The 13,504-nt window shown below is 69.6% G+C and carries 13 protein-coding genes; 8 read left to right on the top strand and 5 right to left on the bottom strand.

The features are described 5' to 3' along the window. Positions 1–71 precede the first annotated feature (71 nt). Positions 72–953 carry a neutral zinc metallopeptidase gene (locus tag LGM42_RS00320; protein ID WP_060310688.1) on the bottom strand — a complete coding sequence of 294 codons (882 nt, stop codon included), beginning with the start codon at positions 951–953 and terminating at the stop codon, positions 72–74. Between the two features lie 429 nt (positions 954–1,382). Between LGM42_RS00320 and LGM42_RS00315 the strand changes: the two genes are divergently transcribed. The 5 genes from LGM42_RS00315 to LGM42_RS00295 all read left to right on the top strand — a co-directional run bounded on the left by LGM42_RS00315 (position 1,383) and on the right by LGM42_RS00295 (position 6,219). After that, positions 1,383–2,174 (top strand): SDR family NAD(P)-dependent oxidoreductase, encoded by a 792-nt coding sequence (locus tag LGM42_RS00315; protein ID WP_226231251.1) that lies wholly within the window; start codon positions 1,383–1,385, stop codon positions 2,172–2,174. 101 nt (positions 2,175–2,275) lie between these two features. Further along, positions 2,276–3,301 (top strand): LysR family transcriptional regulator, encoded by a 1,026-nt coding sequence (locus LGM42_RS00310; RefSeq protein ID WP_226231250.1) that lies wholly within the window; start codon positions 2,276–2,278, stop codon positions 3,299–3,301. A 99-nt stretch (positions 3,302–3,400) separates the two neighbouring features. Further along, complete coding sequence (locus tag LGM42_RS00305; protein ID WP_099317643.1) at positions 3,401–4,090, top strand: DUF4286 family protein; 690 nt, start codon at positions 3,401–3,403, stop codon at positions 4,088–4,090. Positions 4,091–4,148: 58 nt separating this feature from the next. After that, positions 4,149–5,468: an MFS transporter gene (locus tag LGM42_RS00300; protein ID WP_060310684.1), complete on the top strand. Its 1,320-nt coding sequence runs from the start codon at positions 4,149–4,151 to the stop codon at positions 5,466–5,468. A 49-nt stretch (positions 5,469–5,517) separates the two neighbouring features. Then, on the top strand, positions 5,518–6,219 hold the full coding sequence (locus LGM42_RS00295) for a DUF2848 domain-containing protein (protein WP_226231249.1): 702 nt from the start codon (positions 5,518–5,520) through the stop codon (positions 6,217–6,219). Positions 6,220–6,584: 365 nt separating this feature from the next. Here the strand turns inward: LGM42_RS00295 and LGM42_RS00290 are convergent, their stop codons facing one another. After that, positions 6,585–7,562 carry an NAD-dependent epimerase/dehydratase family protein gene (locus tag LGM42_RS00290; protein ID WP_226231248.1) on the bottom strand — a complete coding sequence of 326 codons (978 nt, stop codon included), beginning with the start codon at positions 7,560–7,562 and terminating at the stop codon, positions 6,585–6,587. Positions 7,563–7,661: 99 nt separating this feature from the next. Here LGM42_RS00290 and LGM42_RS00285 point away from each other — a divergent pair, with 99 nt between their 5' ends. Then, entirely contained in the window at positions 7,662–8,564 is a 903-nt protein-coding gene (locus LGM42_RS00285) for a LysR family transcriptional regulator (protein ID WP_059584793.1), read from the top strand. A gap of 83 nt (positions 8,565–8,647) precedes the next feature. Here the strand turns inward: LGM42_RS00285 and LGM42_RS00280 are convergent, their stop codons facing one another. Further along, positions 8,648–9,520 (bottom strand): LysR family transcriptional regulator, encoded by an 873-nt coding sequence (locus LGM42_RS00280; protein WP_060310681.1) that lies wholly within the window; start codon positions 9,518–9,520, stop codon positions 8,648–8,650. A 145-nt stretch (positions 9,521–9,665) separates the two neighbouring features. On the opposite strand from LGM42_RS00280, the gene LGM42_RS00275 reads away from it, so the two are divergent. After that, positions 9,666–11,126, top strand: coding sequence for an MFS transporter (locus LGM42_RS00275; protein WP_226231247.1), 1,461 nt, complete (start codon positions 9,666–9,668; stop codon positions 11,124–11,126). A gap of 90 nt (positions 11,127–11,216) precedes the next feature. Here LGM42_RS00275 and LGM42_RS00270 read toward each other — a convergent pair whose 3' ends face one another. Then, entirely contained in the window at positions 11,217–11,414 is a 198-nt protein-coding gene (locus LGM42_RS00270) for an oxidoreductase-like domain-containing protein (RefSeq protein ID WP_060310679.1), read from the bottom strand. 167 nt (positions 11,415–11,581) lie between these two features. On the opposite strand from LGM42_RS00270, the gene LGM42_RS00265 reads away from it, so the two are divergent. Further along, positions 11,582–12,004: a RidA family protein gene (locus LGM42_RS00265; protein ID WP_059584786.1), complete on the top strand. Its 423-nt coding sequence runs from the start codon at positions 11,582–11,584 to the stop codon at positions 12,002–12,004. 77 nt (positions 12,005–12,081) lie between these two features. On the opposite strand, the gene creD is transcribed toward LGM42_RS00265, so the two are convergent. Next, positions 12,082–13,476, bottom strand: coding sequence for a cell envelope integrity protein CreD (gene creD / locus LGM42_RS00260; protein ID WP_060310678.1), 1,395 nt, complete (start codon positions 13,474–13,476; stop codon positions 12,082–12,084). Between the last annotated feature and the right edge of the window lie 28 nt (positions 13,477–13,504).

The following is a 13,504-nucleotide window of genomic DNA, read 5'->3' as shown; positions in this document are numbered from 1 at the left end:
CCGGGCGACCCGTGGCCGGTGGCCGGTTCAGCCGAGACGATATCGGCGCGCGGCGGTGCGCGCGCCTCGTTTCAGCGGGCGTTCGCGGCGAACGTGTCGCAGGCGCTCACCTCGCCCGATTCCATCCCCCGCCGCAGCCAGTACACGCGCTGTTCGCTGGTGCCGTGCGTGAAGCTTTCGGGCACGACGTAGCCCTGCCCTTGCTGCTGCAGACGGTCGTCGCCGATCGCGGCAGCGGCCTTCAGCCCCTGCTCGAAATCGCCGGGCTCCATCAGCCGCTGGTTCGCGCGCTGCGCGTTGTTCGCCCACACGCCGGCGAAGCAGTCGGCCTGCAGCTCCATCCGCACCGACAGCGCATTCGCGCGCGTCTGGCTCGACCGCCGGCGCGCGGCATCGACCTTGTCGGCGATGCCGAGCAGGTTCTGCACGTGATGGCCGACTTCGTGCGCGATCACGTAGGCCTGCGCGAAATCGCCGCCCGCGCCGAAACGCTTGCGCAGCTCGTCGTAGAAGCCGAGATCGATGTACACGTTGCGGTCGCCCGGGCAGTAGAACGGCCCCATCGCGGTCTGGCCGGTGCCGCACGCAGTCGGCGTCGAGTTCGTGAACATCACGAGCTTCGGCGGTTCGTACTGCGCGTGCAATTGCGTGTTGAACACGCCCGTCCACGTGCGTTCGATATTGCCGAGCACCTTGCGCGTGAACACCGCGCCCGGATCGTTCGCCGGCGCGCCCTGGTGCTGAGTCGGCGCGGGTTGCGCCTGCTGCTGGCGGCCCTGCAGCGCCGACGCGCCTTCGAGCACGACGCGCGGGTCGATCCCGAAGAAATACGATGCGGCCAGCGCGACCACGATCGTGCCGATGCCGATCGTCGCGCCGCGCCCGCCGCCGAAACCGCCGGCGCCACGGCGATCCTCGACGTTCATGCTTTCTCTTTCGTCGTCCAGCCTCATTGCCGGCCCCTCCCTGTTCTTGTCGATGGTCCGCCCGCGCCAACGCGCGACCGGGCGATACGCCGTGGCGACACGATCCGTCGGCGGACGCGATACCTGCGCATCGGATGCCCGCTCGCGCCGATCCCGCCTGCCGCATTTTGCCGGCCGCGCCCTTGCGGGTCGCACCATTCGTACGACGGAATCGGACGGCCGACGCGCCGCGCGCCGCTGCGCGCCCGCCCACGCTATTTTGCCGGGCTTTCGTGGCTTATCGCAAAAATGTGGAGGATAGAGCGATTCGGCGCCGAACATCGTCAGCCTTTGCAAAATGGGCCCCGGCCGCCGCGCTTGGCCATCCGGACGGCCCGCGTTCATCCTTTCGGCGGATACCGGCGCGCGCCGGCGCCGCCTAAAGTGGCCGGAACACCCCCCTTTCCGGAGAACGACATGACGCACCCGCCACCCCGCACGATCGCGATCACCGGCGCAGGCACCGGCATCGGCGCTGCGTGCGCGCGCCGCTTCGCCCGTCGCGGCGACCGCGTCGTGCTGATCGGGCGCCGCCCGGCGCCGCTCGCTGCACTCGCGGCCGAAACGGGCGGCCTCGCGCTTGCCGGCGACGCCGCCAGCCCCGCCGACTGGGCCGGCTTCCTGCCGCGCATCGCCGAACGCTTCGGCCGCGTCGACGGGCTCGTCGCCTGCGCGGGCGGCCACGGCGTCGGCCGCGCGGACGAAACCGGCGACGCGCAATGGCGCGACGCGATGCACGCGAACCTCGACACCGCATTCGTCAGTGCGCGTGCGTGCCTGCCCGACCTGATCGCGCAGCGCGGCAATATCGTGCTGGTCGCGTCGATCGCCGCGCTCGCGGCCGGGCCCGGCGTATGCGGCTACACGGTCGGCAAGCACGCGCTGCTCGGGCTGGCGCGATCGCTCGCACGCGACTACGGCCCGCACGGCGTGCGGGCAAACGCCGTCTGCCCGGGCTGGGTCCGCACGCCGATGGCCGATGCGGAAATGGCACCGCTGATGGCCGCGCACGGCGATTCGCTCGACGCCGCGTACACCCGCGTGAGCGCCGACGTGCCGCTGCGGCGCGCGGCCGATCCCGACGAGATCGCGGCCATCTGCGCGTTCCTGGCGTCGCCCGACGCGTCGTTCGTGACCGGCGCGACGCTCGTCGCGGACGGCGGCGCGATGGTCGTCGACGTGCCGACGCTCGCGTTCGACCGGCTTTGACGCCACCGGAAGGCGTCGCGCGTGCCGGCGCGCTTCCGAATCCGTTAACATCGTCCCGATCCGCCGCCCGGGCGCGGCACCGCCTCACCGTTCGGAACGCGATGAACATCCGGTTTCTTGAAACCTTCGTCTGGCTCGCGAAGCTGGAAAACTTCCGGCTCACGGCCGAGAAATTGCACACCACGCAGGCCGCCGTGTCGAGCCGCATCGCATCGCTCGAGGAAGCGTTCGACGTGCGCCTGTTCGACCGCAACACGCGCTCGGCCACGCTCACGCCCGCGGGCCGGCGCATGCTGGCCTACGCGGAGCGGATCGTGCGGCTCGACGGAGAAATGCGGCGCGACATCGACGCGGCGAGCGATGCGGGCCTGATCCGGATCGGCGTGATCGAATCGATCGTGCACAGCTGGTTTCCCGCGCTGATGGCGCAACTGCGCGAGCGCTACCCGCGCCTCGACGTCGAGATCACCAGCGACACGACGCTGCATCTGACGCGCCTGCTCAGCACCGACGGCGTCGACCTGATCCTGCAGACCGATCCGGTGCCGGGGCCGGACTTCACGAACCTGCCGCTGTGCGAATTCCCGGTGCGCTGGGCCGCGAGCCCGCGCCTCGGGCTCGGCGGCCAGCCGCTGGACGTCGCGCGCCTGGCCGGGTTTCCGATCATCAGCTTCTCGCGCCATTCGGGGCCGCACGCGACGATCGAGCGGCTGTTCGCTGCCGTCGAACGGCCGGCCAGCATCAACTGCATCACGTCGGTCGCCGCGATGATCCGCCTCGTCGCCGACGGCTTCGGCGTGGCCGCGCTGCCGCCTGCGATCATCGGGCGCGAGCTGCACGAAGGCACGCTCGAACTGCTCGACGTCGAGCCCGAATTCCCGGCGCTGCCGCTCGTCGCGACGTACCGCAGCCAGGGGTTGCCGGTGGCCGCGCGCATCGCGGAACTCGCGAACGAAGTGGCGCGTGCGACGGGGGCCGCCGATCGCGTCGACGCAACGGCCGCCGACTCAATGCCCACGCGCAACGCGACCGCGACAACGACGCGCCGCCCGGCGAAAGCGAAGCGCACGACGAAAGCCGCGTCGCCTGCCGCGCCCACCGCCAAACGCCGCCCGCGCCGCTCATAAGAAAACCTGTTCACCGCGAATTTGTTTTCTTGTTGGACTGGCGCGGCCGGTCTTCGGGACACTGAGGTTCCTGACATCCCCGTCACGAGGAACCCCGCGATGACCCGCTTTTCCCTTCCGCACGGCCAGCTTTGCGTCTGGACGGATATCGACCCCGCGCACGAGGCCGATTTCAACGCGTGGTACGACCGCGAGCACATGCAGGAGCGTGTCGCGATTCCCGGCTTCACGCATGCGCGGCGGTTTCGCGCGACCGACGGCGGCCCGCGCCGATACCTCGCGCTGTACGTGACGGATTCGCTCGACGTGTTCCGCGGCGACGCGTACCGGCGGGCGTTCACGCAGCAGACCGCATGGTCGCTCGCGAACTTCGCGCGCATGACGGGTACACAGCGGCGTGTCGGCGAGCTGACGATCGAGGCCGGCGACGGCGAAGGCGCGCATCTCGCGCTGTTCGTGCTGCCGCCCGACCGCATCGATGTGCCCCGCCTGCGCGAGCGCTTCGACACGGCCCTGCAAGAACCGGGCATCCACGCCGCGCGACTCTTCCGCACGTCGCCGGACCTGTCCGCGCCGATCGGCGCCGCCGCGGCCGCCTGCCCGGCCGCCGATGCACTGGTGCTGATCGAAGGCAGCGACGCAGCGGCCACGCGCCGCGTGGCCGCCTCGCTCGCCGGACACGACGACGTGCGCACCTTCGGCCTGCTGTGGCGCGCCGCTTCGCCGCTGCCTGCCCGGCGCCGCGACGCCGAAACGGAACCGGCCGCCGCTGCCGCGCTGTCTGCCTGAAACGCCCGACGCCGACGCCAACACCGGCCCCACGCTTCATCCCGTCACCCGTCACGATCTGCCCAATACCATGAACACGCTCGCCCAGCCCGCCGCCCACGCGCCCCGCCGTGTCCGCAACAGCCGACTCGCGACCGCGAGCATGATCGGCACGTCGCTCGAGTGGTACGACTTCACGATCTACAACACGCTCGCCGCGCTCGTTTTCAACCATCTGTTCTTCCCGTCGGTCGATCCGCTGGCCGGCACGATCCTCGCGTTCTCGACCTACGCGGTCGGCTATGTGTCACGCCCGCTCGGCGGCTTCGTGTTCGGCAACCTCGGCGACCGCATCGGCCGCCGCGCGGTGCTGATGCTCACGCTCGTGCTGATGGGCGTGACGACCGCGTTGATGGGCGCGCTGCCGACCTACGCGCAGGCCGGCATCCTGAGCCCGATCCTGCTCGTCGCGCTGCGTTTCGTGCAAGGCGTCGCACTCGGCGGCGAATGGGCCGGCGCGGTGCTGCTGTCGGTCGAGCATGGCGACCAGAAGCGGCGCGGGCTGTCCGCGTCGTGGACGCAGATCGGCCCGTCGTTCGGCACGCTGCTCGGCACCGGCTGCATTGCGCTCGTCACGCTGTCGACCACCTCGGACAACTTCCTGTCGTGGGGCTGGCGCGTGCCGTTCGCGGCCAGCGCGCTGCTCGTCGCGTTCGGCTTCTGGGTACGGCGCGGCGTCGACGAAACGCCGCAGTTCGAGCAACTCGCCGAATCGCACGCGACCGCCGAAGTGCCCGTCGCGGACGTGCTGAAGTACCACTGGAAGCGCCTGCTGATCGCGGGCGGCTCGCGAATCGGCTCGGACGTGCTGTACGCGCTGATCGTCGTATTCACGCTGACCTACGTGACGACCGTGCTGCACCTGTCGCGCCCCGTCGCGCTGACGGCCGTGATGATCGGCACGGCCTGCAACGCGCTCGCGGTGCCGTTCTTCGGCGCGCTGTCGGACCGTTTCGGCCGTCGGCCCGTGTATCTCGCCGGCGCAATGGCCGGCATCGTATGGGCGTTCGTGTTCTTCGCGCTGCTCGATTCGGCGCGCCCCGCGGCGATCGTCGCGGCCGTCGCGATCGGCCTCGTGATCCATGCGGTGATGTATGGCCCGCAGGGCGCGTTCGTGACCGAGCAATTCCCGACGCGCGTGCGCTATGCGGGCTCGTCGCTTGCGTACACGCTCGCCGGCATCGTCGGCGGCGGCTTCGCGCCGCTCGTGATCGCCGCGCTGTTCCGGCAGACGGGCACGACGACGGCCGTGTCGCTGTACGTCACCGCCGCGCTCGTCGTCACGTCGATCGCGCTCGTCGCCGCGCGCGAGACCGCGCACCGGCCGCTCGAGGGCTGAGCATCGCCGCCGGCCGAATCATTCCTTCGCACTTCAAACGGATAGCCGCATGCCAACCCTGTCGTTCAACGTGATTTCCCTGCAACACGCGCCGGCCGCCGTCGACGTCGACATCGAGCGCGTCGTGATCGCCGGCTGGGCCGGACGCGACCCGGCCGCGATCCACGCGCATATCGACGAACTCGCGGCGCTCGGCGTCGCGCCGCCGTCGACCACGCCGTGCTTCTATCGCGTGTCGGCCGCGCTGCTTACGCAGGCACCGTCGATCGGCGTGCTCGGCGCGCGCTCGGGCGGCGAGATCGAATGCGTGCTGGTCGACAGTCCGGCCGGCACGCTCGTCACGGTCGGCTCCGATCACACGGATCGCGAAGTGGAGGCGTACGGCGTGGCCGTGTCGAAGCAGGTGTGCGCGAAGCCGCTCGACCGCGACGCGTGGCGTCATGCGGACGTCGCCGATCACTGGGATGCGCTCGAGATGCGCTCGTGGCTGATCGCGCGCGACGGCGAGCGGACGGCGTACCAGCACGGCGCGATCAGCGGCCTGCTCGCGCCCGACGTGCTGTGGCAGCGGTTCGACGGTCGCCGCACAATGCCCGCGCGCTGCGCGATGTATGGCGGGACGGTCGCCGTCCATGGCGCGATCGCGGCAATGGGCGACGGCGATGCGTTCGAAATGGAACTGCACGATCCGGTGCTCGGGCGCAGTCTCACGCATCGCTATGCAGTCGAGGTGTTGCCGGTCGTCGCGTAACGGCAAGCCGTGACGGCAAGCGGAAAACCGCACGGGGCACGGGCACGACGGCATTCAGGCGTCGCGCCTGTTCCTACCTGTACGACTCAAAGCAGTGGTAGTCCGGAAAGTTGAACTGCGAGTTGCCGCAATACAGCACGCCGGCCAGGTTCGTACATCCACTCAATGTGAACATGATTGCTCCCGCAACCGACATTTTCCACCCGAAGTACCCCATCGCGCCCCCGTTTTCGCGTTATCGGCATTGCCCGACATGATGCGCATCGGACGCGCGCGGGTATGTGGAGAATTGTGGCCCCGCGGCTTCTTCGGTTCGGCATGGCGCGTTTCCGTGCGGGGGCGCAGCCTTTACTGCCTGCCGTTGCTCACCCGAGACAACCGAGCCCCGCCAGCGTCGCCTCCACCGCCGTATCGAGCGGCGTCACCGGCTCGCGGCCGAGCACCGCGGTCACGCGCGCGTTGTCCATCCGGATCGGTTCGCGCCACAGGTAGCGCATCTCGAGCAATTCGCGCAGCGTCGTCACGAACGGCGCGGCAACCCACACGAGCCACCACGGAAAATCGCGCAGCGCCGGCCGCATGCCGTGCCGCTGCGCGACGCGTTGCACGGCCCGCGCCATCTGCATGCCGTCCTCATCCCAATGCCCGTCCAGATGGAAACGCGCGAACGGCTCCAGCGTCTCGCGCCGCTCGATCAGCTCGACCATCGTGCGGGCCACGTCCGGCACATACGCCCATTGATGGCCAACGCCGCGGCTCGGCACGCTGATGGCCGCGACGGGCCGCCCCGGCTTGACCAGCCCCTGCGAGAACCAGCTGTTGCCGAGTTGCGGCCCGAAGAAATCGCCGGCGCGCACGACGATCGTCCGCACGCCGTGCGCGCTGGCGTCCTGCAGCCGCCGCTCCAGTTCGACGCGGATCGCGCCCTTGCGGGTCGCCGGATGCTGCGGCGCATCTTCCCGCAGCACCGGAAATGCATCGGCGCCGAAGTTGTAGACCGTGCCCGGCAGCACGACGGTCGCCTGCGCGGCCCGCGCCGCCGCGATCGTGTTGTCGATCATCGGCAGCACCTGCGTGGCCCAGTTCCGGTATCCGGGCGGGTTCACCGCATGCACGATCACGCTGCAGCCGCGGGCGGCGCGCACCACCGCATCGCAATCCAGCGCGTCTCCGCGCACCCAGGCGATGCCGTCGCGCTCCACGCCCTCTGCATCGAGCCCGCGCTTGAGCGCACGCACCTGCCAGCCCGCATCGCGCAACTGCCGCGCGACTTCCCCGCCGATCCCGCCGCTCGCGCCGAGCACGAGCGCCTGCCGTTGCATCCCGCCTGCGTTTGCCGTCATTGCCGCTCTCCTTGAATGAAACCATCACGACACGCATTCTGAGGCGCCGATTGCTATCAAGGAATTGCCGAACCCAGTCGATCAGCTATACATTTATGCATGACCACCGATCTGAACTGGGAACGCTACCGCACTTTCCTCGCGGTGCTGACGGAAGGCTCGCTGTCCGGCGCGGCCCGCGCGCTCGGCATCACGCAGCCGACGGCCGGCCGCCATGTCGCGGCGCTCGAAGCCGCGTTCGGCCAGACGCTGTTCACGCGGTCGCCGTCGGGCCTGCTGCCGACCGAGGCGGCGCTCGCGCTGCGCGGCCATGCGGAGGCGCTGCGCAGCGCGGCGGCCGCGTTCGAGCGCGCGGCGGCCAGCCACGGCGCCGGCGTGCGCGGCATCGTGCGGATCTCGGCCAGCGACGTGATCGCCGTCGAGGTGCTGCCGCCGATGCTCGCGCAATTGCGGCGCGACCATCCGGGGCTCGTGATCGAACTGGTGCCGACCGACCGCATCCAGGACGTGCTCAAGCGCGAGGCCGACATCGCGGTCCGGATGGCGCGGCCCGCGCAGGACGCGCTCGTCGCGCGGCGTGTCGGCGAAATCGAGGTCGGACTGTATGCGCGCGACGATTACCTGGCGCACCACGGCGCGCCGGCGACGATCGACGCGCTCGCCCATCACGCGCTGATCGGCTTCGATACGGTCACGCCGTTCATCCGCTCGGCGGGGCGAGGCATGCCGCAGTGGCAGCGCGACGCGTTCGCGCTGCGCACCGACAGCAACCTCGCGCAGCTTGCGCTGATCCGCGCCGGCTACGGGATCGGCTTCTGCCAGACGGCGCTCGCGAAACGCGACGCGCGGCTCGTGCGCGTGCTGCCCGACGGGCCCGCGATGCGGCTGGAAACCTGGGTCGTGATGCACGAGGATCTGCGGACGAGCCCGCGCTGCCGGGCCGTGTTCGATGCACTGGCCAACGGGCTGCGTACGTATGCGGACGGTGAGCTCGCCGAGTAGAAAGCGGCGTGCGTGAATCGCGGGGCCGCGCCATTCGTGGATTTTGCCGGCGAACAGATGTCCGCGATGCGCGCGGCACGGTTTTACATCAGCAATTGACGCGACAGCACCTCGCGCGCCTGGGTGACGGTCTCGCGCTCGCCCGGCAGCGGCGGCGTCAGCGAAAACACCGCGTCGGGCAGCGGCGGCAGCCGGTATTTCGTGCCGAGCCGCATCAGGCCGTCGCCGATCGCCGACGCGCACAGGCAGCCGACCCCGAGCCCCGCCGCGAGCATCGACTGCAGCCCCGCGACGCCCGACGCGCTGTGCACGAGCACGTACGGTGTGTGCTGCTCGTCGAGCGAGCGCACCGCGACCTGATGCATCATGCAGTCGTCCGGCAGCAACACGAGCGGCAGCGGTTCGGGCAACTGCTCGGCGAGCGCGGGCGACGCGACCCACGACAGCGGTTCGCGCCGCAGCACCCAGCGCGTATCGGCCGACACCGGCCGGAACGGCCCGCTCGACATGTTCATCACGACGCCCAGATCGATCTGCCCGCGCGCATGCGCCGCTTCGATATCCGCGCTCTTCATCGCGCTCACGTGCAGGCTCAACTGCGGATAGCACTCGCGCAGCCGCGCCAGCATGCCCGCCACTTCGTTCGTGCGGTAGTAGTCGGTGATCGCGACGCGCAACTCGCCCTTGATCGCCTGCCCACGCAGTTCGTCGAACGCGGCCTCGTTCAGCGCGACGATGCGCCGCGCGTGCTGCAACAGCCGCGAGCCGGCCGGCGTCGGCTCGACACCGCGCTTGCTGCGCACGAACAACGGCACGCCGGCGCGCGATTCGAGCTTGCGCACCTGCTCGCTGACCGTCGATTGCGACAGGTGCAGCAGCGGCGCGGCGGCCGTCAGGCTGCCGGCGTCCGCGACCGCCGCGAACGTGCGCAACTGGTCCAGATCGAAACCGCGCATCGCCTTCCTCCATCCATCGAATAACCCGATGGATGCTACCACTCTTTCCCGCTTTTCCGAACCATGAGCGATGACCAGAATATGGGGTCAACGGCCTGCTCGCGTCCATCGCTTATCGGGCCCTCTTTTTTTCGGATCTGCTTTCATGACGAACAACACCCTTGCCCCCTGCGCGTCGGCCGGCGCGGCTACCGCGGCGACGCCCCGCAGCCATCACGGCTGGGCGCTCGTGGTCCTGCTGGTCGGCGCCATTCTGCCGCCGCTCGACTACTTCATCGTGAATCTCGCGCTCCCGGCCATTCGCGACGGCATCGGCGCGCGCCAGGCCGAGTTGCAGCTCGTCGTGTCGGCCTATGCATGCGCGAACGCGGTCGCCCAGATCACCGGCGGGCGGCTCGGCGACCTGTACGGACGCAAACGCATGTTCATGGTCGGCATGGCCGGCTTCGTGCTCGCGTCGACGCTGTGCGGGCTCGCCGACAACGGCACCGTGCTCGTCGGCGGGCGCGTGCTGCAAGGCCTGTTCGCCGCGATCCTCGCGCCGCAGGTGCTCGCGACGATCCGCAGCGTGTTCAGCCCGCACGAACAGGTGCGCGTGATGGGCTTCTACGGGTTCGCGTTCGGCCTGGCGGCCGTGATCGGCCAGCTCGGCGGCGGCGCGCTGATCAGCCTGCATCCGTTCGGGCTCGGCTGGCGCGCGATCTTCCTCGTCAATCTGCCGATCGGCATCCTGGCGCTGATCGGCAGCTGGCGCTTCATCCCGGAAAACCGCCCGCCGCGCGGCCAGCGCATCGACGTGCCGGGCACGGTGCTGCTGTCGCTGTTCCTGCTGATGCTCGTGTATCCGCTCACGCACGGCCGCGAGGCCGGCTGGCCGCTATGGATGATCGCGTGCGGCGTCGGCGCGCTGCCGATGCTCGGCGCGCTGCTGACGGTCGAATCGCGCCGGCTCGCGCGCGGCCGCGATCCGCTACTCGACGTGCGCCTGTTCCGCAACCCGGTCGTCGCGCTCGGGCTCCTGCTCGCGTTCCTGTTCTACATGCTGAGCGCGTTCTTCCTGAGCTACGGGATTTATCTGCAGGGCTGCCTGAACTGGTCGCCGCTCGCGTCCGGGTTCGCGATCCTGCCGCTCGGGCTCGGTTTTCTCGCGAGCCCGCTGCTGATGCCGCGCCTCGTCGCCCGGTTCGGCGCGTATCGCGTGCTCACACTCGGCTTCGCGATGCTCGCGGCCGGCGTCGCGACCGCCGCCACGCTCGCCCGCGACGGCGCGCCCGGGCCCGGCTTCTATGCGGGCATCGCGGCGATCGGCATCGGGCAAGGGCTCGTGCTGCCGTCGGTCGTACGGATCGTGCTGGCGGAAGTCGACGCGGCCCGCGCGGGCGTGGCGTCGGGAATGGTCAGCGCGATGCTGCAGATTGGCGCGGCGGTCGGCGCCGCGACGATCGGCGGCGTGTTCTTCGCGCGGCTCGGCACGCATCCGGCCGCGCTCGATTACGTGCAGGGGTTCAGGGTGTCGATGTTCACGCTGACGGCCGTGTTGCTCGGCTGCATCGCGCTGTCGATGGCGCTCGGGCCGCTACATCGGCGGCTGCATGCGGATGCGTGACGCCGGATGCGCGACGGAAATGGCCTCGTCAGTCCAACGCAGGCAACCGATGCGGTGCATGCCACGCATGGCCGCTCGCAGGCATCCGGTTTATTTGCGATGCTCGCGCTGCGCTTGCCGCGCCTCCCATTCGGCCAGCTCGACGCGATAGCGCGCAAGCGCTTCGTCGTACAGGTCGAAGACGCACGGCGAGCAGCCGCTGTTGCAGCAGTCTTCCAGTTCGGGTTGGATAGGCGGGATCGGACGGGGATCGTCGATGGACGGATCTCCGGAAGCTTGGTTCGGCACGGCGTGGTCCGGTAATGTGGAGAAGCGAGTATAGGGCGATCCGGGCCGCCGCCGCTTTCGGCAGGGCTGGCCGTCGACGATGAACGCGTCCACGTTCATCATGGCGCGATCGCCGAACGCGGCACGCCGCTGCGTTGCCCCATTTCCGCCCCCACAGGAGCTGCGCGATGGCCGAAGCCGTGAATCCGCCGGAAGTCTGGGCGCCGTTCGGCGCATTCTCGATGGCCGTGATCCAGGGCGACGGCCGAATCGTGCATCTGAAGGGTCAGGTCGCGCTCGACCGCGCCGGGCAGGTCGTCGGCGCCGGCGACATGCGCGCCCAGGTCCGGCAAACGCTCGACAACATCCGCGACGTGCTGGCCGCACTGGGCGGGCAAATGCGCGACGTGATCTCGCTCGTCCATTACGCCATCGACATCGACGCATTCATGCACGCCGGCGACATCCGCAACGCTTATTTCGCCGAACCCTACCCGGTGACGACGACCGTCCAGGTCGAGCGTCTCTACCGTCCCGACCTGCTGATCGAGATCGCGGCCATCGCCGAGATTCCGCTGGCGCGGTTTCGTCGTCCCGGGACGGCCGCATGAAGGGCATCCTGCCCGCCTGAAACCGCGCGCCGGTCGCGACATTCCCGACCGGCGCGCACTTGCTCGCACCCGCTCGCCTACTTCGCGGGCGTGCCCGGCTTCACCGCGTCCGGCTTGTCGGCCAGCGGCTGCCACGCGGCGCCGAGCGAATACCAGTCGACGCGGCGCGTGAGCGTCATGATGCCGGCGAGGATCGCGAACAGCAGCAGCGAGCCGAGCATCAGCGCATTGTCTTCCGACAGCAGCAGCCCGTAGAGCGCCGCGTACAGCATCGCGAGCAGCGCCGTGAACGTCGCGCCGCGCTTCACGCTGTGCAGCACGAACGACAGGTAGAAGCCGAGCAGCCCGATGCATGCGCCGCTCGCCACGAGATACGCATAGCCGAACGCAATGTGTTCGGACAGGCTCAGCAGCAGCAGGAAGAACAGCGCGAGCGACAGGCCGACCAGCGTGTACTGGATCGGGTGAATGCGCAACCGCTTCACGAGTTCGTACATGAAGAAGCTCGCGAACGTGAGCATCACGAACAGCGCACCGTATTTCGTCGCGCGTTCGGCCTGCAGATAGACGTTCACGGGTTCGATCACCGACACCGACGCCCTCTCGATCCCACCGTCGCCGTTGCCGTTGCCGGACGCCACTTGCTCGCGCGCCTTCGTGTTGAACGACGTCACGCGCCAGTTGCTGACGAAGCCGCGCGCATCGACCGTGCGCTCGGCCGGCAGGAATTCGCCGCCGAAGCTCGGGTGCGGCCACGTCGATTTCAGCGAGAAGTCGTTCTGGTCGCCCACCGGCGCGAACGCGATCGACTCCGCACCGGCCAGCGGCAGCGCGATGCTGAACGGCACGACCGCCGCCCCCGCGTTTGCGTCCGCCAGCGCCGCGAGATCGACGTTCGCATGCACGCCCTGGCGCAGGCTGTCGAGCCGCGTGCCCTGCTCCACGTCGATCCGCGTGCCGCCGATGCGCAGGTCGGGCTGCGCCTTCAGCCCGCGAAGATCGCCGATGCCGAGCGCGACGTACGCGCCATCGACCTTGAAGCTCACGTGGCCGTCGGCCTGCGGCAGCTTCTTCAGGTCCGGCAGCGGCAGCGTGCCGGTCATCCGGCTGTCGAGCGCGTACACGAGCGCCTTGTGAATGCCGCGATAGCGCGTGCTGACCGACAGCGTGCCGTCGACGTTCAACGTCTTCGGGAACACGAGCAGCCGTTTCGCCTCGCTTTTCAGGCTGGCTTTCGCCTTCCCGCCGGCCCGCACGTCGTCGCTCACGCGCGTGACTTCCGTGTAACGGACGACGAGCACCGGCCCCGTCACCGTCTGCGGCCCCGCATAGCTCGCCCAGATGCTTTCCAGCGCACTTTGCCGATAGTCGGCGCGTTCCCGCACGATGCTCTGGACCATCTGCAGCGGGATCAGGATCGCCAGCGCGAGAAACGCGGTAATCATGGACTTGAACAACAGGACTCGATTCATTGCTGACAGGTACCGGAGTGGAAGGTAC

Source organism: Burkholderia sp. AU39826, from assembly GCF_020419965.1.
Taxonomy (GTDB): Bacteria; Pseudomonadota; Gammaproteobacteria; order Burkholderiales; family Burkholderiaceae; genus Burkholderia; species Burkholderia semiarida.
This window is presented reverse-complemented; position numbering and strand designations above follow the sequence as displayed.